This is a genomic window from Ruegeria sp. YTSC325 (assembly GCF_059609525.1).
Genome location: NZ_JBXWLY010000001.1, coordinates 232,982 through 254,109 on the forward strand (window position 1 = coordinate 232,982; position 21,128 = coordinate 254,109).

The 21,128-nt window shown below is 58.1% G+C and carries 25 protein-coding genes; 11 read left to right on the forward strand and 14 right to left on the reverse strand.

Annotated elements, in window-relative coordinates; translation table 11 throughout:
- Positions 1-101: 101 nt before the first annotated feature.
- Positions 102-266: a YdcH family protein gene (locus AC2FF7_RS01200; protein WP_170772595.1), complete on the forward strand. Its 165-nt coding sequence runs from the start codon at positions 102-104 to the stop codon at positions 264-266.
- On the opposite strand, the gene yddG is transcribed toward AC2FF7_RS01200, so the two are convergent.
- The 9 genes from yddG to AC2FF7_RS01245 form a co-directional block, all read right to left on the reverse strand.
- Positions 263-1,129, reverse strand: a complete 867-nt coding sequence (yddG, locus tag AC2FF7_RS01205; protein ID WP_496905078.1) for an aromatic amino acid exporter YddG — start codon at positions 1,127-1,129, stop codon at positions 263-265. The genes AC2FF7_RS01200 and yddG overlap by 4 nt on opposite strands.
- Entirely contained in the window at positions 1,126-2,073 is a 948-nt protein-coding gene (locus AC2FF7_RS01210; RefSeq protein WP_170751846.1) for a transcriptional regulator GcvA, read from the reverse strand. The genes yddG and AC2FF7_RS01210 overlap by 4 nt, the downstream gene beginning before the upstream one ends.
- Before the next feature lie 290 nt (positions 2,074-2,363).
- Entirely contained in the window at positions 2,364-3,086 is a 723-nt protein-coding gene (phbB, locus tag AC2FF7_RS01215) for an acetoacetyl-CoA reductase (RefSeq protein WP_170353550.1), read from the reverse strand.
- Positions 3,087-3,271: 185 nt separating this feature from the next.
- Complete coding sequence (locus tag AC2FF7_RS01220) at positions 3,272-4,447, reverse strand: acetyl-CoA C-acetyltransferase (RefSeq protein ID WP_170751844.1); 1,176 nt, start codon at positions 4,445-4,447, stop codon at positions 3,272-3,274.
- 182 nt (positions 4,448-4,629) lie between these two features.
- Positions 4,630-5,463 carry an EAL domain-containing protein gene (locus AC2FF7_RS01225; protein WP_480866829.1) on the reverse strand — a complete coding sequence of 278 codons (834 nt, stop codon included), beginning with the start codon at positions 5,461-5,463 and terminating at the stop codon, positions 4,630-4,632.
- An 84-nt stretch (positions 5,464-5,547) separates the two neighbouring features.
- A complete protein-coding gene (locus AC2FF7_RS01230; RefSeq protein ID WP_170751840.1) occupies positions 5,548-5,736 on the reverse strand; it encodes a hypothetical protein in 189 nt (62 codons plus the stop codon).
- Positions 5,737-5,826: 90 nt separating this feature from the next.
- Complete coding sequence (locus AC2FF7_RS01235) at positions 5,827-6,798, reverse strand: sterol desaturase family protein (RefSeq protein WP_480866833.1); 972 nt, start codon at positions 6,796-6,798, stop codon at positions 5,827-5,829.
- Entirely contained in the window at positions 6,795-7,181 is a 387-nt protein-coding gene (locus tag AC2FF7_RS01240; protein WP_480866834.1) for a hypothetical protein, read from the reverse strand. Before AC2FF7_RS01240 ends, AC2FF7_RS01235 begins: the two co-directional genes overlap by 4 nt.
- Positions 7,182-7,313: 132 nt before the next feature.
- Positions 7,314-7,880, reverse strand: coding sequence for a TlpA disulfide reductase family protein (locus AC2FF7_RS01245; protein WP_496905079.1), 567 nt, complete (start codon positions 7,878-7,880; stop codon positions 7,314-7,316).
- A 21-nt stretch (positions 7,881-7,901) separates the two neighbouring features.
- Between AC2FF7_RS01245 and argH the strand changes: the two genes are divergently transcribed.
- The 5 genes from argH to AC2FF7_RS01270 all read left to right on the forward strand — a co-directional run bounded on the left by argH (position 7,902) and on the right by AC2FF7_RS01270 (position 13,581).
- On the forward strand, positions 7,902-9,290 hold the full coding sequence (gene argH / locus AC2FF7_RS01250) for an argininosuccinate lyase (protein ID WP_170751831.1): 1,389 nt from the start codon (positions 7,902-7,904) through the stop codon (positions 9,288-9,290).
- A complete protein-coding gene (locus AC2FF7_RS01255) occupies positions 9,290-9,472 on the forward strand; it encodes an argininosuccinate lyase (RefSeq protein ID WP_480866835.1) in 183 nt (60 codons plus the stop codon). Before argH ends, AC2FF7_RS01255 begins: the two co-directional genes overlap by 1 nt.
- Before the next feature lie 47 nt (positions 9,473-9,519).
- On the forward strand, positions 9,520-9,669 hold the full coding sequence (locus AC2FF7_RS01260) for a hypothetical protein (protein WP_480866837.1): 150 nt from the start codon (positions 9,520-9,522) through the stop codon (positions 9,667-9,669).
- A gap of 65 nt (positions 9,670-9,734) precedes the next feature.
- Positions 9,735-11,000 carry a diaminopimelate decarboxylase gene (gene lysA / locus AC2FF7_RS01265; protein WP_496905080.1) on the forward strand — a complete coding sequence of 422 codons (1,266 nt, stop codon included), beginning with the start codon at positions 9,735-9,737 and terminating at the stop codon, positions 10,998-11,000.
- Between the two features lie 40 nt (positions 11,001-11,040).
- Positions 11,041-13,581 (forward strand): TIGR02302 family protein, encoded by a 2,541-nt coding sequence (locus tag AC2FF7_RS01270; RefSeq protein ID WP_496905081.1) that lies wholly within the window; start codon positions 11,041-11,043, stop codon positions 13,579-13,581.
- An 8-nt stretch (positions 13,582-13,589) separates the two neighbouring features.
- Here the strand turns inward: AC2FF7_RS01270 and AC2FF7_RS01275 are convergent, their stop codons facing one another.
- The gene (locus AC2FF7_RS01275; RefSeq protein ID WP_353391194.1) at positions 13,590-14,336 is read right to left on the reverse strand and encodes a zinc-ribbon domain-containing protein; all 747 of its coding nucleotides are present in this window, start codon (positions 14,334-14,336) and stop codon (positions 13,590-13,592) included.
- 183 nt (positions 14,337-14,519) lie between these two features.
- Between AC2FF7_RS01275 and AC2FF7_RS01280 the strand changes: the two genes are divergently transcribed.
- Genes AC2FF7_RS01280 through AC2FF7_RS01295 form a run of 4 tightly spaced genes read left to right on the forward strand, consistent with a single transcriptional unit; the run spans position 14,520 to position 17,425 of the window.
- Positions 14,520-15,197, forward strand: coding sequence for a cell division ATP-binding protein FtsE (locus AC2FF7_RS01280; RefSeq protein ID WP_170724088.1), 678 nt, complete (start codon positions 14,520-14,522; stop codon positions 15,195-15,197).
- Positions 15,194-16,093 carry a cell division protein FtsX gene (locus tag AC2FF7_RS01285; protein ID WP_480866841.1) on the forward strand — a complete coding sequence of 300 codons (900 nt, stop codon included), beginning with the start codon at positions 15,194-15,196 and terminating at the stop codon, positions 16,091-16,093. Before AC2FF7_RS01280 ends, AC2FF7_RS01285 begins: the two co-directional genes overlap by 4 nt.
- Positions 16,093-16,833, forward strand: a complete 741-nt coding sequence (locus tag AC2FF7_RS01290; protein ID WP_170751819.1) for a lysophospholipid acyltransferase family protein — start codon at positions 16,093-16,095, stop codon at positions 16,831-16,833. The genes AC2FF7_RS01285 and AC2FF7_RS01290 overlap by 1 nt, the downstream gene beginning before the upstream one ends.
- The gene (locus AC2FF7_RS01295) at positions 16,820-17,425 is read left to right on the forward strand and encodes a pyridoxamine 5'-phosphate oxidase family protein (protein WP_480866843.1); all 606 of its coding nucleotides are present in this window, start codon (positions 16,820-16,822) and stop codon (positions 17,423-17,425) included. Before AC2FF7_RS01290 ends, AC2FF7_RS01295 begins: the two co-directional genes overlap by 14 nt.
- A gap of 8 nt (positions 17,426-17,433) precedes the next feature.
- Here the strand turns inward: AC2FF7_RS01295 and AC2FF7_RS01300 are convergent, their stop codons facing one another.
- Positions 17,434-18,027, reverse strand: coding sequence for an NAD(P)H-dependent oxidoreductase (locus AC2FF7_RS01300; RefSeq protein ID WP_170353534.1), 594 nt, complete (start codon positions 18,025-18,027; stop codon positions 17,434-17,436).
- A 102-nt stretch (positions 18,028-18,129) separates the two neighbouring features.
- Between AC2FF7_RS01300 and AC2FF7_RS01305 the strand changes: the two genes are divergently transcribed.
- Positions 18,130-18,696 carry a TetR/AcrR family transcriptional regulator gene (locus AC2FF7_RS01305; protein WP_496850138.1) on the forward strand — a complete coding sequence of 189 codons (567 nt, stop codon included), beginning with the start codon at positions 18,130-18,132 and terminating at the stop codon, positions 18,694-18,696.
- An 18-nt stretch (positions 18,697-18,714) separates the two neighbouring features.
- Here the strand turns inward: AC2FF7_RS01305 and lpdA are convergent, their stop codons facing one another.
- From lpdA to AC2FF7_RS01320, 3 genes are all read right to left on the reverse strand, one after another.
- A complete protein-coding gene (gene lpdA / locus AC2FF7_RS01310; protein ID WP_496905082.1) occupies positions 18,715-20,103 on the reverse strand; it encodes a dihydrolipoyl dehydrogenase in 1,389 nt (462 codons plus the stop codon).
- Positions 20,104-20,182: 79 nt separating this feature from the next.
- Positions 20,183-20,572, reverse strand: a complete 390-nt coding sequence (locus AC2FF7_RS01315) for an MAPEG family protein (RefSeq protein ID WP_170353531.1) — start codon at positions 20,570-20,572, stop codon at positions 20,183-20,185.
- 87 nt (positions 20,573-20,659) lie between these two features.
- A complete protein-coding gene (locus tag AC2FF7_RS01320; RefSeq protein WP_480866848.1) occupies positions 20,660-21,052 on the reverse strand; it encodes an MAPEG family protein in 393 nt (130 codons plus the stop codon).
- Between the last annotated feature and the right edge of the window lie 76 nt (positions 21,053-21,128).

The following is a 21,128-nucleotide window of genomic DNA, read 5'->3' on the forward strand; positions in this document are numbered from 1 at the left end:
TCGGATTTGTTATATTTTCTGTGCACCCGCAGCGTGACAGGGTGGAAACGATGTGCTCAACTTCTTACGTGAAACTCAGACATCAACAGAGGAGTACCGCCATGAGCGTGAGCGCACACCTGACCGAACTTAAGAAAAAGCACGAAAACCTCGGTCTTGAAGTTGAACAAGCACAACGCTCGCCTGGTATCGACGACCTTCACATTGCTCAGCTCAAAAAACAGAAACTAAAGCTCAAGGAAGAGATTGAGCGATTGTCGAGTTAACGACGCATACTGGCCCGGGCGGCGATCAAAGCGCCGCCAGTGATTAAAACGGCCGCGATCGCCAGACCCCAGCTTGGGGCGGCGATCCCGGCAACCACCAGAACAAGCGTAGACAGAAGCGGGGCCGCGTAAGATGACGTGCCCAAAATTTGAATGTCTCCCTGCTTGACCCCGATATCCCAGACATAAAACGCCAAGCCAACGGGCCCCAGCCCAAGAGCTATGACCGATCCCCAACCCAGAATGGTTTCTGGCCAGACTGTCTCCTCAACGGCGATGTGCAAAAGGCCCGAGGCGATGGCCGTGGCCACACAGAACACAGCCACCGAACTGGTTGGCGTGTCGCCAAGGCGGCGCGACAGCACCGAATATCCCGACCATGTCAGAGCGCACAGCAGTGCCAGTGCATAGCCGGGCAAGTGTTCGACCTGGAAACCGCTGCTACCGCCACCCGCGATGATCACGGCGGCCCCGGCGAAACCCAGGCAGGCCCCGATCAGGTGGCCGATGCGCAAATATTCTCCGGGCAATAGCCCCGAGAGCAGGACGATCAGCAGAGGCCACAGATAGGCGATAAGCCCGGCCTCTGCGGCAGGGGCCATTCGCAAAGCCGAGAAATACAGCGCATGATAGCCAAAAAGACCGATTGTACCGAACAGATAGGTCGTCCACGGGATTTCTCGAAGCTGACTCAGTCCGCCTGTGGCCCATGTCCAACCCAATCCCAGCGCTCCACCGATGGAAAAGCACAACGCGTTCAGCAGCAAAGGCGGCGTGGGCGCGGACCCAACCGTAAAGAGGGCCAGCAGGGCCCAAAGCAGGACGGCGACAAAGCCGATTCCTGTTGCGCGCGTTCTTGTCACGGTGCGGGCACCTCTTCCACCGGAATGATTTCGAACTCATCCGACAAATGCGCAGTCTTTTCAATCTCGGACATGAACCAATCGCGGAACGCCGCAATCTGAGGTCTGTTTTCGGCCCCTTTAAGACACAGAAACCGGAAGCGGCCCATGGTCTCGATTGCGACCTTGAAGGGGGCTACCAAACGGCCTTCCGCCAGATCCTTGATAATCATAGCCCTTCGGCCGAGCACGACGCCCACTCCGGCAACTGCTGCGTCAATCGCATGATCCGCGTTGGAAAAATGCGCGCCGTGCTGTGGGTTGAAGTCTACCCCGACGGCCCGAAACCAAGTGGGCCAGTCAGATGGGGGCCGCAGAAACGCAATCGAGTCGTCAAAGATCAAGGGGGCCTCCCGCAGGCTTTCAGGCGTTGGAAATTGTTCGGCCATATCCGGGGTCATCACCGGGGTCAGCCACTCCTTGCGAACGGGGACGGAATACAGCCCTTCGTCCCCGCCATAGCCAAAGCGGATCGCCACATCTACATCATCCCTCTCGAGGTCCATGTTACGTAGTGTGGCCGAGAACTTCAGGTCGATCTCTGGATGCGCACGGGCAAAGTCATAGAGCCGCGGAGCCAACCACTTGGCCGTCAACGCCGGGCCCGCCGTAACGGTCAGGCTGGTGTCATTGCCCAGCCGCCGGGCCGCCTGCCACGCGGCTTGTAGCGTGGCGAATCCGTCTGCCGCACCGGGGGCCAAGGCGCGCCCGGCTTCCGTCAATTCCACCGCCCGGTTGAGGCGACGAAACAGGGGGCGTCCCAGATGCTCCTCCAGCGATTTGATCTGAAAGGACAGGGCTGCGGGCGTGACATGCAGTTCTTCTGCAGCCTTGGAAAAAGACATGTGGCGCGCGGCGGCATCAAAAGCCCGTAGGGCGGTAAGTGGCGGTAGGTAGTCGCTCATAGGGTAAGAATATCTTAACTGAGATCAGAAGAAAGCTCGTTTGTCGACCGTAAAAATAAGCCTCATATTGATCTCAAGTCAAACAACGCTGAACTGAAAGGAGATATTCCATGATCGAGGCAACCTCCAGCCCCTCTGTCGCCCGCGCCTTTCGGCGTGCCCATTTCGAACGGTCCCGCGCGATCGGTGACTTGGTGAAATGGCTATTCGGTTCCCGCTGAGCGCGCGTTCTTACGGGATAAAAAAGGGCCGGTCTTAAAAGACCGGCCCGTTTTCGTTTTGCACAGGGATTAAACGAAGAACTGCGCACCGTTGGCCGAAATGGTCGATCCATTGATGAACTGCGAATCGTCCGATGCCAGGAAAGCCACGCAGCGTGCGATTTCCTCGGGTTCGCCCAAACGTCCTGCGGGGATTTGGCCGATGATCGACTCGCGTACCTTCTCAGGCACAGCCATGACCATCTCGGTCGCGATGTAGCCGGGGCAGATGGCGTTTGCGGTGATACCAGCTCGCGCGCCTTCCTGCGCGAGTGATTTCACGATGCCCAGATCACCGGCCTTGGTCGCCGCATAGTTCACCTGTGCGAACTGACCCTTCTGACCGTTAATCGAGCTGATGACGATGATGCGACCGAATTTGCGCTCGCGCATGCCGGGCCAGACGGGGTGAACGGTGTTGAACACGCCGGTCAGGTTGGTGTCGATCACCTGATGCCACTGTTCCGGGGTCATCTTGTGGAACGGGGCGTCGCGGGTGATGCCCGCGTTGGCGACCACGATGTCAATGGGGCCAACCTCGGCCTCTACTTTTTCGATACCCGCTTTGGATTCGTCATAATCAGCCACGTTCCACTTGTATGTGGCGATGCCGGTTTCCTCGGTGAATTTTGCGGCCGCTTCATCGTTGCCGGCATAGGTGGCTGCAACATTGTATCCTTCGGCTTTCAGCGCCTTGGAAATTGCTGCGCCGATGCCGCGGGAACCGCCGGTGACGAGTGCTGTACGTGCCATTTAGGCTTCCTCCAATTTAAGTCGTCTTGGTAATGCTGTTACTTTGATAGGTAATCTTGCGCAATATTGTTTCGTTGAGAATCGTCGAAACCCATAGGGCAATATCGTCGCATCTTTGAGTCAGCCCCACTGTAACAAAAAAGGGCGCCTGCGGGGCGCCCTTTAGATGTTCAGTGCATAAAAGCTTAGTCGCGCTCCACGCACAGGGCGACGCCCATGCCGCCGCCGATGCAAAGGGTCGCCAAACCCTTTTTCGCATCACGGCGCTTCATTTCGAACAGCAGCGTGTTCAGAACCCGGCAGCCCGAGGCACCGATTGGGTGGCCGATGGCGATGGCGCCACCATTCACGTTCACGATCGACGGATCCCAACCCATGTCCTTGTTCACAGCACAAGCCTGTGCGGCGAAGGCTTCGTTTGCCTCAACCAGATCCAGATCGTCAACTGACCAACCCGCTTTCTCCAGCGCTTTGCGCGAGGCATAGATCGGGCCGACGCCCATGATCGACGGGTCCAGACCAACAGTGGCGAAGGACGCGATGCGGGCCAGAGGCTCAATCCCGCGCTTTTCCGCATTCTCGGCCGACATCAGAAGTGTCGCCGCCGCACCGTCATTCAAACCGGATGCGTTCGCCGCCGTAACCGAACCCTCTTTGGTGAAGGCAGGGCGCAGCTTGCCCATGGCCTCCATGGTTGCGCCGTGGCGAATATATTCGTCGCTGTCCATCACGATGTCGCCCTTGCGGGTCTTGATGGTGAAGGGCGTGATCTCATCCGCGAACTTACCAGCCTTTTGCGCAGCTTCGGCCTTGTTCTGGCTGGCGACGGCAAATTCGTCCTGCATGTCGCGGCTGATTTGCCATTGCTCGGCTACGTTTTCAGCGGTCTGACCCATGTGATAGCCGTTAAATGCGTCCCACAGACCGTCGCGGATCATGGTGTCGATATATTTCATGTCGCCCATCTTGTGACCGGCACGCAGTGCTGCGGCGTGGGGCGACAGGGTCATGTTTTCCTGACCGCCGGCGGCGACAATATCGGCATCTCCCAGTTGGATGTGCTGTGCGCCCAGGGCAACCGCCCGTAGGCCCGAACCACAAACCTGGTTGATGACCCATGCGGCGCTTTCTTTGGGCAGACCCGCGTTGATGTGCGCCTGACGCGCAGGGTTCTGGCCCTGTGCTGCTGTCAGAACCTGACCCATAATGGTCTCGCTGACCTCGCCCTTTTCGATCCCTGCACGTTCGACAACGGCTTCGAGAACGGCGGTACCCAAGTCATGCGCGGGTGTGTTTGCGAACGAGCCGCCAAAACTGCCGACACCAGTGCGTGCTGCGGATGCGATTACTACGTTGGTCATTAAGACAATCCTTTACCGTCAAGGTTCTGTGGGAAACGTGACGGCGCAGGCAACAGGGAAAGGTCCCTATCGGTTCAGAGCGCCTCATGATCCCCCGCTCCAACTGATATTGGAATAACGCAATGCTGCTGCTGCAGCAACGGTCAGCTTGTCTCAGGTAGGGTGCCGCTAGGTAATGGAGTTCACCCCGCTGTTTTTATTTCGTTTTTTGTCTTCCAAGGGGCGGACACCGTGGGGGCGCCGAACAAGAAACCTTGAAGGCAATCGACGCCGTTAGCGACCAGAAATTCTGCATCTTCTTTGGTTTCGACCGATTCGGCTATAACCAGAATTTCGAACTCGCGCGCGACGGCAATAAGCGCGCGAACCAGGGCTTGATTGTCCGGATTCACGCTGATCCCACGTATGAACTGGCCGTCAATCTTGGCTGCATCAAACAAAAACTCGCGGAAATGCCGAAAGCTGAAATTGCTGGCGCCAAAGTCGTCCAGTGCAAAGGCGACGCCGCGCGGCTGCATACGGTCCATGAAGTCCATGACCAGTTCTGGAACTGTCATGGCAGAGTTTTCCGAGATTTCCAGGATCAGCCGCTCTCCGATACTGGTGTCTTTCTTCAGGAATCTTTCGAGGACGCGCGACCATCTGCTGTATCCAATTGATCGTGCCGACATGTTGACGGACATGCGTATCTCCGGATTCCGGGCCAAAGCGCGCAGCCCCATTTCCAGCGCGATACAGTCCAACTCGCGGCCAATTGGCGTGTTTTCCAGTTGAGGCATAAAGTCTCGCGCCGGTATCACCCGGCCGGTTTCATCCAGAACCCGAATGAACCCCTCGTAAAACGCGACACCATGCGGAGGGTTCGCCTGCATCACGGGTTGAAAAGCCAGTTTACATTGTTTGTGCTTCACAGCGTCGGTTGCCATTTGAACGGTTGACGCATCTCGAGAGATCACGGCCGCATTTAACGGGCTGTCGGACCCTTCTGGCAAATCCGCGAGTTTCTTGTCCGTCATGCGTGGTCCACCTTTTACCGTCATCGGTCATGGGTGGATTTCAGGACAAACTTGTGAATTTGCGGTTAATGCCGCTCGATTACGTCAGCGCGCGATCGGCGACATCCGTCCGACCGAAATGGCCGCCCCGATCACCGCTCCGGCAAAGCCGAGGGCCATCATGGCAAAACCGAGTGCCACGATCGGAGACGCTGCGCCGCTCAAAGCGGTCATCATGGCGATCACAAGACCCGTCAAACCCAACACTGTGGATATGGTCACTAAACGGGTCATTTCGGGTCTCCTGTCGGACGGCTACATATCAAAGTGATATGGGCGACGGTGACCGGTTTTCAAGGAACGACCCCAGGTCGGTCGGCGGGTTCAAGCCTGTTTTGCCTCAGAATTAGGCGCTTCGGGCTGGAAACGCTCGAATCCGGGCGTTCCGCGATCTTCGGGATGCAATGCGATGTGCTTGGCTTTGATCTGATCCGAGTTGTCACGGCTGCCGTCATGACTGTAGCCGGGCGGGGCAAAGCAATAGGCCATTCGTTGACGAAGGCTCAGGCCGGGTTGCGTTGCGTCGCGCCAGATCCCGACCCATTCATGGAAGGCCACGCGAAGCGGGTTAAACGTACCGATATTATGGACCAGCCCGAAATCGACGCGATCATCCGCTTGCTCGGGTACAAATGTACCAAACATCTTGTCCCAGATGATGAAGACACCAGCATAGTTGCAATCCAGATAGCGCGCATTTCGGCCATGATGGGCGCGGTGGTGGCTGGGTGTGTTCATCACCGCCTCGAACCAGCGCGGCATTTTGCCAATCGCTTCGGTGTGGATCCAGAACTGATAGATCAGGTTCAGTCCGCCCACGAACAGCACCATAGCCGGGTGGAACCCCAACAGGATCAGAGGCGCGCGCACCACCATCATGAAGGTGAAAGTATAAGTCCAAGTTTGCCGCAGCGCAGTCGTCAGGTTGTAGTGCTGTGAGCTGTGATGATTGACGTGGCTGGCCCAGACCCAGCGGATGCGATGACCGAACCGATGAACCCAATAGTACCTGAAATCGTCCAGTACAAAACACAGAATGATGACCGGAATCGAGGTGCCCAGGTTCAAGGGCGTCACCTGCCACAGCCACATGAAGAACGCATAGGCGATAAAGCCCAATAACAGGCCCGAGGCGATATTCCCCGCACCCATGATCAACGAGGTCACCGCGTCACGCGTCTCGTACCGGCCACCTCTGTCTTTGACGGCGATCCAAAGGAACTCGGCCAGAATGGCGGCGATAAAGAATGGAACGGCCCACTGAACAGCGTCGGGGAAGGTTACTTGGTCGGTCATACGGGCTCCATCAGGTTTTGCCAGTGCTGGCGCTCGAAATCGTCAAGACGGATAAGAACTTTGGGTGTGGCGAAATCGTGAAACCGGATTTCAAACCCTTCGGCGCGGTCAAGCCTGTCAAAATCCAGAAGGTGACGCGCCACGGTGTCGGCGCCGAACGACCAGACAAGGCCGTTGCCCGCAGGTGTTCGGATCAACGCCGTATGGCCGTCATTGGTGATTGTTACATCAACAACATCGTCGCCGGGTACGTGTCGCAACCAAGCGGCTTTTGCGCTGTCCGGGGTTAGCTGCGTTATACGAGACTTGCCCGCAAGATGCATCATCAAGGTGATCCCCGCGATCCCCCCGAGCACCAGAACCAGCAATATTCCAAGCGGCATGGCCATCCTCCCGCAGGGCAGAGTGCAAGTCGCTTGCGGCAGTGTCAAAGGTGGCGTTGCGTAAGCCTCTCGCAGAAAAAGACCGGCCCGCGAGGTACGGACCGGTTACCGCATTTTCAAAGTCGACTGCGATTAGCTTTCGCCGCCCACCAATGCGCCGACAATTGCTTTGGCACTGTCGGAGTTCCATTCGGCATCGCCGATCAGGCGGGCTATTTCATCCCCGTTGGGATCAAGGATCACAGTGATCGGCAAGGCAATCACGCCAAATTCTTGCGCCACAGCCGAGCCCGCGTCTTGATGGCGGGGCAGGTTGTCGATGCCGTTTTCCTCGAAGAACTTCTTGATCCCGGCGGGCGAATTGCGGCCGGTGGCCAGCGTCACGACCTCGAACTTGTCGCCGCCGAACTCTTCCTGCAGCTCAGCAATCTGTGGCATTTCCTTGCGGCAGGGTGCGCACCACGTGGCCCAGAAATTCACCAGAACGTATTTGCCCTTGTAATCAGCCAACGTTGCGGTGCCGCCGTCATCTTCCAACTGGAACTCAATGGGGGCCTTGGGCTTGGGTTCCTTGTGCAAGATCAGGCGTTTTAGAGTGCCGTCGCGCAGCGGCGCCAGAGTTTCGGCATCTGCGGCCAAAGCGGCATTTGCACCTAACGCAAGGGCCATATAAAGGGGGATCAGACGAAATAGGCGCATATCAACTCCGGGTTTTCTTACATGACCGATCAATCCTCGAACCAGATGTGGGGCGGCCGCTTTGCCGCCGGTCCAGACGCGATCATGGAGGCAATCAATGCCTCGATCGGGTTCGATCAGCGGATGGCAGCCCAGGACATCGCAGGCTCGCGCGCCCATGCCGCCATGTTAGCGGCCACAGGCGTCATAAGTGATAGTGATGCGCAGGCTATTCGGGAAGGGCTGCTCACAGTCTTGTCAGAAATCCAGTCGGGTTCGTTTCAGTTTTCGACCGCGCTGGAAGATATTCACATGAATGTCGAGGCGCGCCTGAAAGAAGTCATCGGAGAACCCGCGGGCCGTTTGCACACAGGCCGCAGCCGCAATGACCAAGTCGCGACCGATTTCAAACTTTGGGTGCGTGATCAGTTCGACGCTGCGGAAACCGGCCTTCTGGCCCTGATCCGAGCGCTGTTGACACAGGCCGAGGCTGGGGCCGATTGGGTCATGCCCGGATTCACGCACTTGCAAACGGCGCAGCCCGTCACATGGGGCCATCACATGATGGCCTATGTCGAGATGTTTGGCCGCGATCTGTCCCGCGTCCGCGACGCGCGTGCCCGGATGAACGAATCCCCACTGGGTGCGGCGGCGTTGGCAGGTACATCTTTCCCGATCGACCGCCGGATGACGGCTGAGGCATTGGGCTTTGACCGTCCCGCCGCAAACTCGTTGGATGCAGTCAGCGACCGAGATTTTGCGCTGGAATTCCTGTCGACAGCCTCGATCTGCGCGGTCCACTTGTCGCGCTTTGCAGAAGAGCTGGTGATCTGGTCGTCGGCCCAGTTCCGGTTTGTGACGCTGTCGGATCGGTTCTCGACCGGCTCTTCAATTATGCCGCAGAAGAAAAACCCCGACGCGGCCGAACTGATCCGCGCCAAGGTCGGCCGGATCTACGGCGCGAACACCGCGCTGATGATGGTGATGAAGGGCCTACCGCTGGCCTATTCCAAGGACATGCAGGAAGACAAGGAGCAGGTCTTTGACGCCGCTGACAACTGGATGCTGGCACTGGCCGCGATGGAGGGGATGGTTAAGGACATGACCGCCAATCGCGACAGTCTGGCGGCTGCAGCAGGCTCGGGCTTCTCGACCGCAACTGATCTGGCCGACTGGCTGGTGCGCGTTCTGGGCCTGCCATTTCGCGACGCGCACCATGTCACCGGGTCGCTTGTGGCCATGGCCGAAACCAAGGGCTGCGATCTACCGGATCTGACGTTGGACGACATGCAATCGGTCCACGGCGATATTACCGATGATGTCTATTCTGTCCTTACGGTCGAAAATTCGGTAAACTCGCGACAATCCTACGGCGGTACGGCCCCCGATCAGGTTCGTACCCAGATCAAGCGATGGAAGGCGCGGCTGTAATGCGGATTGTGCAAGTTCTGGTTTTGATTGCTGCCGGTTTCGGCCTTGCGGCCTGCGGAGCGGATGGCGAGCCAATCCAACCCACAATGAGCGCGAATATCGGTGTCGGAAGCAGCGGTACATATGGTGGCGTAGGCGTTGGGCTGCGCAAAGGCGGCCTTGGTGTCTTTTTGGGGCTGTAACTGCGACGGCCTTGCTTGACGCACAACGTTTTTCAAATGAGAGCAGAATGAAACTGACCGGCCTTATCCTGACCCTTGTCGTGCTTACGGCATGTGACCCGAATTATGCACCACGCCCAGAACCAGAACCCCAACCCAGCGGTTCTGGCATTTCGATTTCCGGTTATGGTCGGGTGGGTGTGTCGACATCCAACTAAGGCAACGTTGCAAGTCGCGCGGAATCTATTGATCCGCAGACCTCTTTTGGTCTAAGCGCGCAGGTATGGATCACTTTCTCTACCGCGACGGCGCGCTTTTCGCCGAGGATGTCCCGATTTCCGAGATCGCAGCTGCGGTCGGAACCCCGTTCTATGTCTATTCGACAGCGACGTTGCTGCGGCATTTCAAGCTGTTCGATGATGCGCTGGACGGTATGGACCACCTTGTCTGCTATGCGATGAAGGCGGCCAGCAATCAGGCGATCCTGAAGACGTTGGCGCAGGCGGGCGCGGGAATGGATGTGGTCTCGGGCGGGGAATATCTGCGGGCCAAGGCCGCAGGCGTGCCGGGCGACAAGATCGTATTCTCGGGCGTTGGCAAAACAGCGGATGAGATTCGCACCGCGCTGACCGGCGGCATTCGCCAGTTCAACGTGGAATCCGAGCCCGAGATGGAAGTGATCAACGCCATCGCCTTGGAATTGGGCGTGATCGCGCCGATCACCGTGCGGGTGAACCCGGATGTGGACGCCAAGACCCACGCGAAGATCGCCACCGGCAAGTCGGAAAACAAGTTCGGCATCCCGATCGCATGTGCCTCCGAGGTCTATGCCCATGCCGCCACCCTGCCGGGGCTGGAAGTGATTGGCATCGACGTCCATATCGGCTCGCAACTGACCGAGCTTGAACCGTTCGAGCTGGCCTATACCAAGGTCGCCGAACTGACCGAACAGCTGCGCGCCGAAGGCCACAATATCCGCCGTCTTGATCTCGGAGGCGGGCTGGGCATCCCCTACACCCGCGCCAATGATGCGCCGCCGCTGCCGGTTGAGTACGGCGCGCTGATTCAGAAAACACTGGGCCATCTTGGGTGCGAGATTGAGATCGAACCGGGCCGTCTGATCGCGGGCAATGCGGGTTTGATGGTCAGTAAGGTGATCTATGTGAAATCGGGCGAGGGCCGCGATTTCCTGATCCTTGATGGTGCGATGAACGACCTGATCCGTCCCGCGATGTATGAGGCGCATCACGACATCGTCGCCGTGAACGAACCCGCGCCGGGAGTAGAACAGCAACCCTATGACATCGTGGGCCCTGTGTGTGAAACGGGCGATACATTCGCAAAACAGCGCAACATGCCGCCTCTGGCCGCTGGTGATCTGGTCGCTTTCCGCAGTGCCGGAGCTTACGGAGCGGTGATGTCCAGCGAATACAACACGCGCCCTCTGATCCCCGAAGTTCTGGTGCATGGGGATCAATTTGCAGTTATTCGTGAACGGCCAAGCTTTGACGAAATCATAAACCGCGATACCATACCCGAGTGGCTTTGACGCGATTGGCGCGCGGGCCTGCTGACGGAGGCTCGCCTTTATGGCCAAACAGACCTTGCCGATCCCAAGACTGTCCCTGTGGCTGACGCATGGGGGTATGCTGGCCGAACGGGTTTGGCGTGCATTTTGGCCTTTTTTCTCGGGTATTATGGCCGTTTTGGCCGCTTTGATGCTGGGCCTGCAAGATCTGGTGTCAGTTGAGACAGTATGGATTATCGGTTCTCTGGCCGTGCTTGGCCTTATGGCGGCCTTGGCGTTTGGGGTGCAGCGATTCCACCTGCCGACTCGGGCCGAGGCGCTTGCGCGTTTGGACGAGACTCTGCCTGGTCGCCCCATTCAGGCGCTGATGGACGATCAGGCCATTGGGGCAATGGATTCGGATTCGGTGGCGTTGTGGCATGCGCATCAGCAGCGAATGGCGCAACGGGCGGCGCAGGCTGATCCGGTCAAACCCAACCTGCGTCTGGCAGATCGCGACCCCTATGCGTTGCGCTATTCTGCTTTGCTGGCTTTGGTTGTCGCTGCCTTGTTCGGGTCGTTCTGGCGAATTGGGTCGGTGGCCGAGATGGCGCCCGGTGCGGCCGTCGCTGGGCAGGGTCCGACTTGGGAAGGCTGGGTGGAACCTCCGCGCTATACCGGATTGCCGACGCTTTATTTGGCGGACCAATCCGATGCGACACTGTCTGTTCCACAAGGCAGCCGCATCACCCTGCGGTTTTATGGTGAAGTCGGCGCGCACAGCCTGACCGAGACGACCACTGCGCTTGGCACCGAAGCTGCAACCGAACCCGAACAGGAATTTGTTGTGGACCGGTCGGGCGAACTGAAGATCGAAGGCCCTGCGGGCAAGGACTGGGCGTTGAACGTCATTGCCGATTCCCCGCCGCTGATCAGCGTTGCCGACAGTGCCGAGGCCGAGGCCGGGGGGCAGATGAAGCTGCCCTTCGCAGCCAGCGATGATTATGGCGTCTTGTCCGGTGCGGCCGTGATTGAGTTGGATCTGGCCTCGGTTGATCGTCGTTACGGCCTGACAACAGACCCCGAGTCGCGCGAATCCATTCAGGTCGAGCTCCCCATGCCGATCACCGGTGATCGTGCGGATTTTGTCGAAGACCTGATTGAGGATTTTTCACAGCATCCATGGGCACATCTTCCGGTCAAAATCTCTCTGACAGCGCGTGACGCTGCGAATCAAGAGGGGCAATCAGAACCCTACATGACCGCTCTGCCAGCTCGTCGGTTCTTTGATCCGTTGGCCGCGGCGATAATAGAGCAGCGGCGAGATCTGTTGTGGTCGCGTGAGAACGCGCCCAGAGTGGCCCAGCTGTTGCGGGCCATTTCGCATCTTCCCGAGGGGTTCTTTCGTTCGGATACCGCATATCTGCGCCTGCGGGTGACCTTGCGCAGGCTCGAAACATTTACCGAATATGATCTGAAGCCGAAACAGCAGGAAGAGATCGCGCAATCGCTGTGGGAATTGGCGGTTCTGATCGAAGATGGGACGCTGGCTGATGCGCTGGAGCGTATGCGCCGCGCGCAGGAACGTCTGACCGAAGCGATGCAGAACGGCGCGTCGGACGAAGAAATTGCCGAGCTGATGCAAGAACTGCGCGAGGCGACGCAGGACTATATGCGCCAGCTGCAGCGCCTGGCGCAGGAAAATGGCGAAGGTGTTGAAAACCAGCAAGGTCAGAACGGCGAGACCATGCAAATGACGCAGGACGATCTGCAACGGATGATGGATCGCATTCAAGAGCTGATGGAACAGGGCCGCATGGCCGAGGCGCAGCAAGCGTTGGAAGAGTTCCAGCAGATGATGGAAAATATGCGAGTCACCCAAGGCCAGGGTCAGGGGCAGCAATCCGAAGGCCAACAGGCCATGGAAGGTCTGGCCGAGACTCTGCGCGAGCAGCAGGGCCTCAGCGACCAGGCTTTCCGGGATTTGCAGGAACAGTTCAACCCCGGCGCGCAGGCCGGTGAAAACCAGGGCAACGAGGGCCGCAATGGTGGTCAGGGCCGCGGTGAAAGCCACGAAGGCCAAGGGGGTCAGGGTCAAGGTTCGGATCAGGCTGGTGAGGGCCAGCAGGGCCAAGGGTCGCTGGCCGATCGCCAGCAGGCCCTGAGAGACGAGCTGGGACGGCAACAGCAAAACCTGCCCGGTGCAGGAACGCCCGAGGGTGACGCCGCGCGGGATGCGTTGGGACGCGCTGGACGCGCCATGGATGAGGCCGAGCAAGCGTTGCGCAATGATGAATTGGCCGATGCAATCGACAACCAGTCCGAAGCTATGGAAGCTCTTCGCGAGGGAATGCGTTCGCTTGGTGAAGCGCTTGCTCAGAACCAACAGAACCAACCGGGTCAGGGCGCGCAGGAAGGCGACATGCAAGCCAACAATCGTGACCCGCTTGGCCGCAGCCCCGGTTCTTCAGGCACGATTTCGACTGATGACAGCCTGTTGCAGGGCGAAGATGTCTATCGCCGCGCGCGCGAGTTGCTGGACGAAATCCGCCGCCGCACGGGTGAGTCGGATCGCCCCGAAATCGAATTGGAATACCTCAAGCGGCTTCTCGAACGGTTCTGATTACAGGATTAGCTTCCTGATCCCGTCTGTGCCTCGAGCCACAAACGGGCTTGGTCGACCAGCGAAACATAGCTGCCCAGAACCGGATCGGCTTGCGGTACGGCTTCGGAAATCTGCTGCGCGTTGGCATAGAGCAACAGCAAAACAACACCGATGACGATGGCGATCACAAAGCCGCGCTTGAAGCCGCTGCCCGAGCTGCGTGGCAGAGGCTGAACCTCATTTTTCTTCGCTACAGGTTCATCGCTGCGCAGGCTCGAGTTTATAGCCTCAACATCCGGTAGCGGTTCGACTTCGGCTGCATCCTTTGCTGCCTCGGTGCGGGTCAGTTCCTTGATACGTTCCTCGGGATCGGGCGCTTGCGGAGGATCCAGGCCCAGATCGGGCTGGGTCTCAAGGTTTTCGGCTTCCTTTGCGCGTAGATCAGCCTCGCGTGCGGCCTCTTCCTTAAGAATACTGGCAACGTCAGGATCGACATGGACAGATTTCTGCGTGTCTTCCGATTTGGCCGGTTGTTCAGCCGCCACGTCGGGTTTTTGTGGCGCAGGGGCCAGAGCCGGTTCGTCGACCGGCGGAGCAACCGGAACGGTCTCGGGCTCAACCTTTGACTCAACCTCTGCCGTATCGGCTACGGGGTGTTTGCTTTGAAACCAGGTCTTTTCACAGTTCGAACACTGCACATCCCGACCCTCGGCGGGAATGACCTCATCTGGAACCTCGTACTGGGCACTGCAATTCGGACATGTAAGACGCATGCTGCCTCCGGGCCGGGGAACTGGCCTGATAATAGTTTTTTCAGGGATGATATTCCGTTAAGACCTGACAGCAAAGGGTGTTTTCGGTTTCGCCAACTAAGTGTCACCAATTCGACCCGGTGCAGGCATTGAAACAACAACGACGCTCGGGCAAGAAGAGCGGTAAGCAAACTGGGGGCTTTCGTGATCGAGCTGGAAAATGTCAGCTATACTTATGGTGGTGGCGCCCTGCTGAGCGATGTATCCTTACGGTTGCAGTCCGGATCATTCCACTTTTTGACCGGTCCCTCGGGGGCAGGGAAAACGACGCTGCTCAAACTCTGCTATGGCGCTTTGTTGCCGACGTCGGGTCGGTTGTCCGCATTTGAACAAGACATTGCCGGGCTGGACCGGGATCAGATGGCGCTGCTGCGCCGCCGGATTGGTGTAGTGCATCAGGATTGCCGATTTCTGGATCACATGTCCCTTGCCGAAAACGTAGCGCTGCCGCTGATGGTGTCAGGGCGCGGTGAAGCTGCGCAACAAGAGGACCTTTCGGAGCTGCTGAACTGGGTTGGTTTGGGAGACCGCAAGGACGCGCTTCCGCCGGAACTGTCCGGGGGTGAGCGCCAACGCGCGGCACTGGCGCGTGCGGTGATCCTGTCTCCTGACGTCGTTTTGGCAGATGAACCCACCGGCAACGTTGATTGGGAAATGTCCCAACGACTGCTGCGCCTGTTGGTCGAGTTGAACAAGATGGGTAAGACGGTGCTGATCGCTACGCATGACCTTAGCCTAATACGGGCGGCCAAAAGTCAGGTTCAGGCACGGGTGTTGCGTATTTCTCAGCGACAAGTGCAACTGGCGGGGGCGGATCTATGAGCAACGGTGCCATCCGCAACCTGTTGAAGCGGGACACCAGCGCTGATCGTGTTGTCCCGCCCACCGGCTATACTGCGCAACTGACCGTGTTCGTGTCAGGCGCTATGGCGTTCCTGGCCGTTTTTGCCTTGGCTTTGTCACTAGCTTCGGGACGGTTGGCGGATCGTTGGGCCACCGAGCTGGCCGGGGCGGCGACCCTGCGCATCAACGCGCCCGCAGATCAGCTTGCGGCCCAAACCGAGGCTGCGCTGGCCGTTCTGTCGCAAACACCTGGCGTGGCGTCAGCCCGTGCTTTGACGGCCGAGGAACAAATCGCCCTGCTATCTCCTTGGTTCGGTTCTGATCTGCCACTGGACACGCTGCCCGTCCCGCAATTGATCGAAGTGATCGAAGGCGAGCCCGGTATGGATGCCGCAGGTTTACGTCTGCGCCTGGGGGCCGAGGTGCCCGGAGCGGTGTTGGATGATCATACCCGATGGCGCGAGCCTCTGGTCGATGCGGCGATGTCCTTACGCAGGCTGGGGTGGGTCTCGATCCTGCTGATCGGGGGGGCCACAGCGGCGATGATCACGCTGGCGGCCAATGCGTCGCTTGCCGCAAATGCCCAGATCATCGAGGTTCTGCGTCTTGTTGGGGCGCAGGACCGGTTTATCGCCAATGCGTTTGTCAGACGGTTCACGTATCGTGCATTCTTTGGGGCGATGGTTGGAATGTTTCTTGGTATGACCGGTGTTCTGCTGTTGCCCGAGGCTTCGGATGAAGGTGGTTTTTTGACTGGGCTTGGTTTCAAAGGGGTCGGCTGGCTACTGCCAACCCTGATTCCGATACTGGGGGCCACTGTCGCGTTTCTGGCGACATGGAGCGCCGCCAGCCGAAAACTGAAGGAGCTTTCTTGATGGCAACAGCGGTTCAGTGGTTTCGCTCTTTGGTTTTCATGATCGTCATCTATGTTTGGATGCTGATCCTTGGTATCGTCTTCGCGCCCTACGCCATCTTTGCAAAGCAGGGGGCTCGGAAGGCGTGCAAGTCCTATGCGCGGTCTACTATGTGGCTGGCGCGTTGGATGGTTGGTATTCGATGCGAAGTGCGTGGAACCGCGCCAGTAGATGAGGTTGTCGTAGGCGCGAAGCACCAGTCTTTCTTAGATATCATCATGATCTTCAACGCGATGCCGCAGGCCAAGTTCATCATGAAACGAGAGCTTATGTGGACCCCGATCATCGGAGTTTATGCGCGTCGTTTGGGGTGCATTCCGGTGGACCGCGGTAAAAAAGGTGCGGCGGTGGCAAAGATGGTCAAGGACGTCGCGAAAGAATTCTCGGAACCCGGTCAATTGGTCATCTATCCCCAGGGAACGCGCGTCGCGCCTGGGGTGCAGAAACCTTATAAGGTGGGCACTGCGGTCCTGTACGAGGGGCTGGGTTTTCCCTGTGTACCTGTCGCCACAAATGCGGGTGTGTTCTGGCCACGCTCGGGCATCATGCGTAAACCCGGCCTGGCGATTGTCGACTTTCTTGATCGGATCGAACCGGGTGTTGAACGGGGTTCATTTTTGGAACGCCTAGAAGATGTGATAGAGGATCGCTCGAACACGTTGATGAAAGAAGTGGGGTTTGATCCTGATGAATTTCGTTGAGGATATCGAAACCCTAACGGGTTTGTATGGTACGCCGGCGGCACCCTCGCTGCGCAAGGTGGTGCACAGGATGACGCCATTGTATCGCAAGTGGATAATGGCCTCACGCCTATGCGTTCTCAGCACTGTGGGCCCCGAAGGCGTAGATGGCAGTCCACGCGGGGATGACGGCCCGGTGGTTCTTGAATTGGATCCGCACACAATTGCCATGCCGGACTGGCGCGGAAATAATCGCCTCGATAGCCTGCGCAACATAGTCCGCGATCCTCGCGTATCACTGATGTTCGTGGTGCCCGGTTCCAACAACGTCGTGCGCGTGAACGGAACCGCCAAAGTGACTGCTGACGAGAATCTGGTAGCTCGGTTCGAAAAACAGGGTAAACGACCGACCACCGTGATTGTCGTTCAGATCGCCGAAATCTATTCGCAATGCGCCCGCGCCTTGATGCGCGCTCGAACCTGGAACAACGGGGACGAGACGGCCGATCTGCCCACAGTTGGTGAACTTCTGGCCGAAGCGTCAGATGGAGACGAGGGCGGCTTGCGCTATGACCGGGAGTGGGGCGCACGCGCCGCACAAACGATGTGGTAAGCAGAATGTCAAATTGCGGCTGCTCCGATCTTAGCGATATGTGAGATCCATTGTTCCACGAGGCCTTCTTTGGGTTGGCTCGCCCCGGCGAAATAAGTGAATCGGGTCGGTTTAAAGCCGACAAATCCAAGAATCTGACCTTTGATCTGTCTTACCAGAGCCTGCCGGTAGACAAGCCGCATAAACCAGCCAGGTGTGTCTGACGTCAGGATCACGCGCGCTGTGCGGCCGGAAAGTAAGGGTGCGGGCAAGCCTGCCAGGGTGGTGTTTCTGGTGTCAAAGGTTCGGCCGGGGATGAACATCCGGTCTATCAATCCCTTCAGCTTGGCGGGAAGACCACCCCACCACATCGGTGTCGTCAAAACCAGATGATCACTCCATTCGACGTCTTGCAAAACCTGCTCCAACACCGGCTCCAACGGTTTGAAATTCTGGTAATTGCCCTGGCCAAAGTCGTGATCGAACTGCAGTTCGCTCAGATGAACCATCCGTATTTCATGTCCTTTGGCGCGTGCAGCGTCTGCGTAGGTCTGTGCGAAAGTCCGGGACAGGCTGTTTTCAGCCGGGTGCCCATCAAGGATGAGGATCTTTTTGAGTTTCATTTGATTTCTCCTAAAAGTGACCACGGTCATTTATTTAGAATCAAAAATGACCGTGGTCAATAAAAAATTTGACCACGGTCAAAAACTGTGCGAAAGAACCTTATGCAAAAACGTACTTTGAAAACTCGAGCGCGCCTGTTGGCTGCTGCGGCAGAAGTTGTTGAGAGCGGCGGGTTTGAAGCTCTGCGCGTTGAGGAAGTGGTGCAGATTGCCGGCGTCGCAAAGGGCACGTTCTTTGCGCATTTCAAGGACAAGGACGCCTTGATGGAAATCCTGATTGGCGAAAAGCTAAGCGCGTGTTTTGATTCTGTCGAAGCTGGATCGTCCCCGCAAAACGTGCACCAAATTGTGGTAGCGTTGGAGCCGATACACAGTTTTATGATGTCCGAACGCTATGTGTTCGATCTGATACTGCGTTATTCAGGGGCGGCGGCGATCGCTGAAATAGGCCCGATTGCGCAGTGTTTCGAAAGGTATTTCCGTCTGGTTTCCGATTGGTTGAAAACCGCCCAATTGCGTCAGGATATTTCGGCGGACCTGCAGGCCGAAGGGGTTCAGGCCTTTGCCTTGCAAGCGATGTCGCTGAAATTCTGCGCGCTACACTCGGCCAGCACGTTTACAGACCGATTAGAGGGATACTTGATAGCGTGGTTGACCCCGGCAAAGTAGTTGCCGGGGTCACATAACTTAACTGTGGATCGGACCGTCGCCGCAGGCCAGAGCCGCTTCGCGTACCGCCTCGGAATAGGTCGGGTGCGCGTGGCAGGTCAGGGCCAGATCCTCGGCTGAGGCCCCGAATTCCATTGCAACGCAGACCTCGTGGATCAGATCACCTGCTGCGGGGCCGATGATGTGGGCGCCCAGAATGCGGTCGGTCTCTTTGTCGGCCAGAATCTTGACGAACCCATCAGCGGCGAAGTTCGCCTTGGCACGTCCATTGCCCATGAACATGAACTTGCCGACCTTATAGGCGCGACCTGCAGCTTTCAGGGTTTCCTCGGTCTCACCGACATTGGCGACCTCGGGCCAGGTGTAGATGACGCCCGGAATGACTCCATAATTCACATGGCCATGCTTGCCCGCGACCTGTTCGGCGGCGGCCATGCCCTCATCCTCGGCCTTGTGGGCCAGCATCGGGCCCTCGGTTACATCGCCGATGGCATAGATGCCGGGCACGTTGGTCTGCCAGTCAGTCCCGACTTTGATCTGACCGCGCTGGGTCATCTCGACGCCCAAAGCCTCCAGTCCCAGACCGTCCGAGAATGGCTTGCGCCCGGTGGCGACCAGCACGGTGTCAGCCTCAATCACATGCTCGCTGTCATCTTTGCGCAGCTTGTAGGTGACCTTGGCCTTCGTCTTGGTGGCCTCGGTCTTTTGCACGGCGGCGCCCATGACAAATTTCAGGCCCTGCTTCTTGAGGATACGCTGGAAGGTCTTTTGAACCTCGGGGTCCATGCCCGGCGTAATCACGTCGAGGAATTCGATCACCGTCACCTCGGTCCCCAGACGCTGATAGACCGAGCCCAGTTCCAGCCCGATTACGCCCGCGCCGATCACGACCATCTTTTTCGGGATCTTGCCCAGCGACAGCGCGCCGGTCGAGGTCACGACGACTTTTTCATCCACCTCAACTCCGGGCAGCGAGGACGGCTCGGACCCGGATGCGATGATGATGTTCTTGGCGGTGTGAACCTCGTTCCCCACTTTGACCTGCCCGGCAGCGGGGATCGAACCCCAGCCTTTCAGCCAGTCGATCTTGTTCTTCTTGAACAGGAACTCGATGCCCTTGGTGTTGCCGTCGATCACTTCATCCTTGTAGGACTGCATCTGCTTCCAGTCGACCGAGGGGCTTTTGCCCTTGAGACCCATCTTGGCAAAGTTATGCTCGGCCTCGTGCAGCTGATGGCTCGCGTGCAGCAGCGCCTTGGACGGGATGCAGCCCACGTTCAGGCAGGTGCCGCCCAGCGTGTCACGCCCTTCGACAACGGCAGTTTTCAGGCCCAGCTGGGCGCAGCGGATGGCACAGACATAGCCGCCGGGGCCGGCTCCGATTACGATGACGTCATAGTTTGCCATTCAAATGGTCCTTTGTTGTTCTATGGTGTGGGCGTGCGCCCTGATCCCTAGGCGTTTTATTCTAACCTGAGAAACACGGTTAAAACAGCGCCGCAAGCAGCATTGCGACAGTTGCTAAAAAGCCGGCCATCCAGATGATTGTGCGCCACGGCGTCCAGCCCAGCGCATAGGCCGGAACATAAAGAACGCGCGCGATCAGAAAAATCCAGGCGGCAGTGGCGGTGAATGAGGTCGATTGTCCTGTCACGGTAATGACAAGGGCGGCAATGGCGAACAGGGTCAGCCCCTCGGTCATGTTGCTGAGCGCGCGGTGCATCCGGCCCGACGCTCCGGGGCGATCAACCTCTGTGTCGCGGGGGCCAATGGCTTTGTTCAGGTCGATCTTGCCGTGGCCGACGGCCAGATATGCGATGAACTGAACGGCCCAAAGCAGGGCGGCCAGGGTAAGAACTGTGGTTTCGGGGGTCATGTCTACCATCCGGTATTCGTTGCAGAGCCTGATCGCGGCAAACTGTGTTAGAGCCGCGCCATTGTGCAGGGCGCGGCGAGTCGCGCCTTAAAGCGCTTGAAGGTAAAGGTAAGCCGTTGCCAGGAACCCTGCCAGCCAGACAGTGGTGCGCAGGAACGGAACGGGGATGGCAAAGGCGTAGATCGGCACAAAGGCGATCCGCGCGAGCAGAAAGATCTGTGCTGCAAACAACGTACCACCGGTAAAGGCGTTTTTGGCAGACAGGATCAAAACTGCAGGGGCGAACAGGGCCATGGCCACGACGGAATTTGCTAGTGCGCGTTCCACTCGTCCGGCAACTCCGGTCAAAGGCGGCATGTCATCGCGCGCGCCACCCAGCGTCATCAGCCCGACCTGAGACATTGCAGTCAGGACATTCAGCAGCACCACAACGATGACCACAAGGCCATAGAGGGCAAGTATCGAAAGCTCGGAAGACATGATGTTTATCCTTTTGTAAATCTCAGTCCGGTCTTGCGATTACCATCCGCCGTGGGTGAAGGCAGGCTGGGTTCAC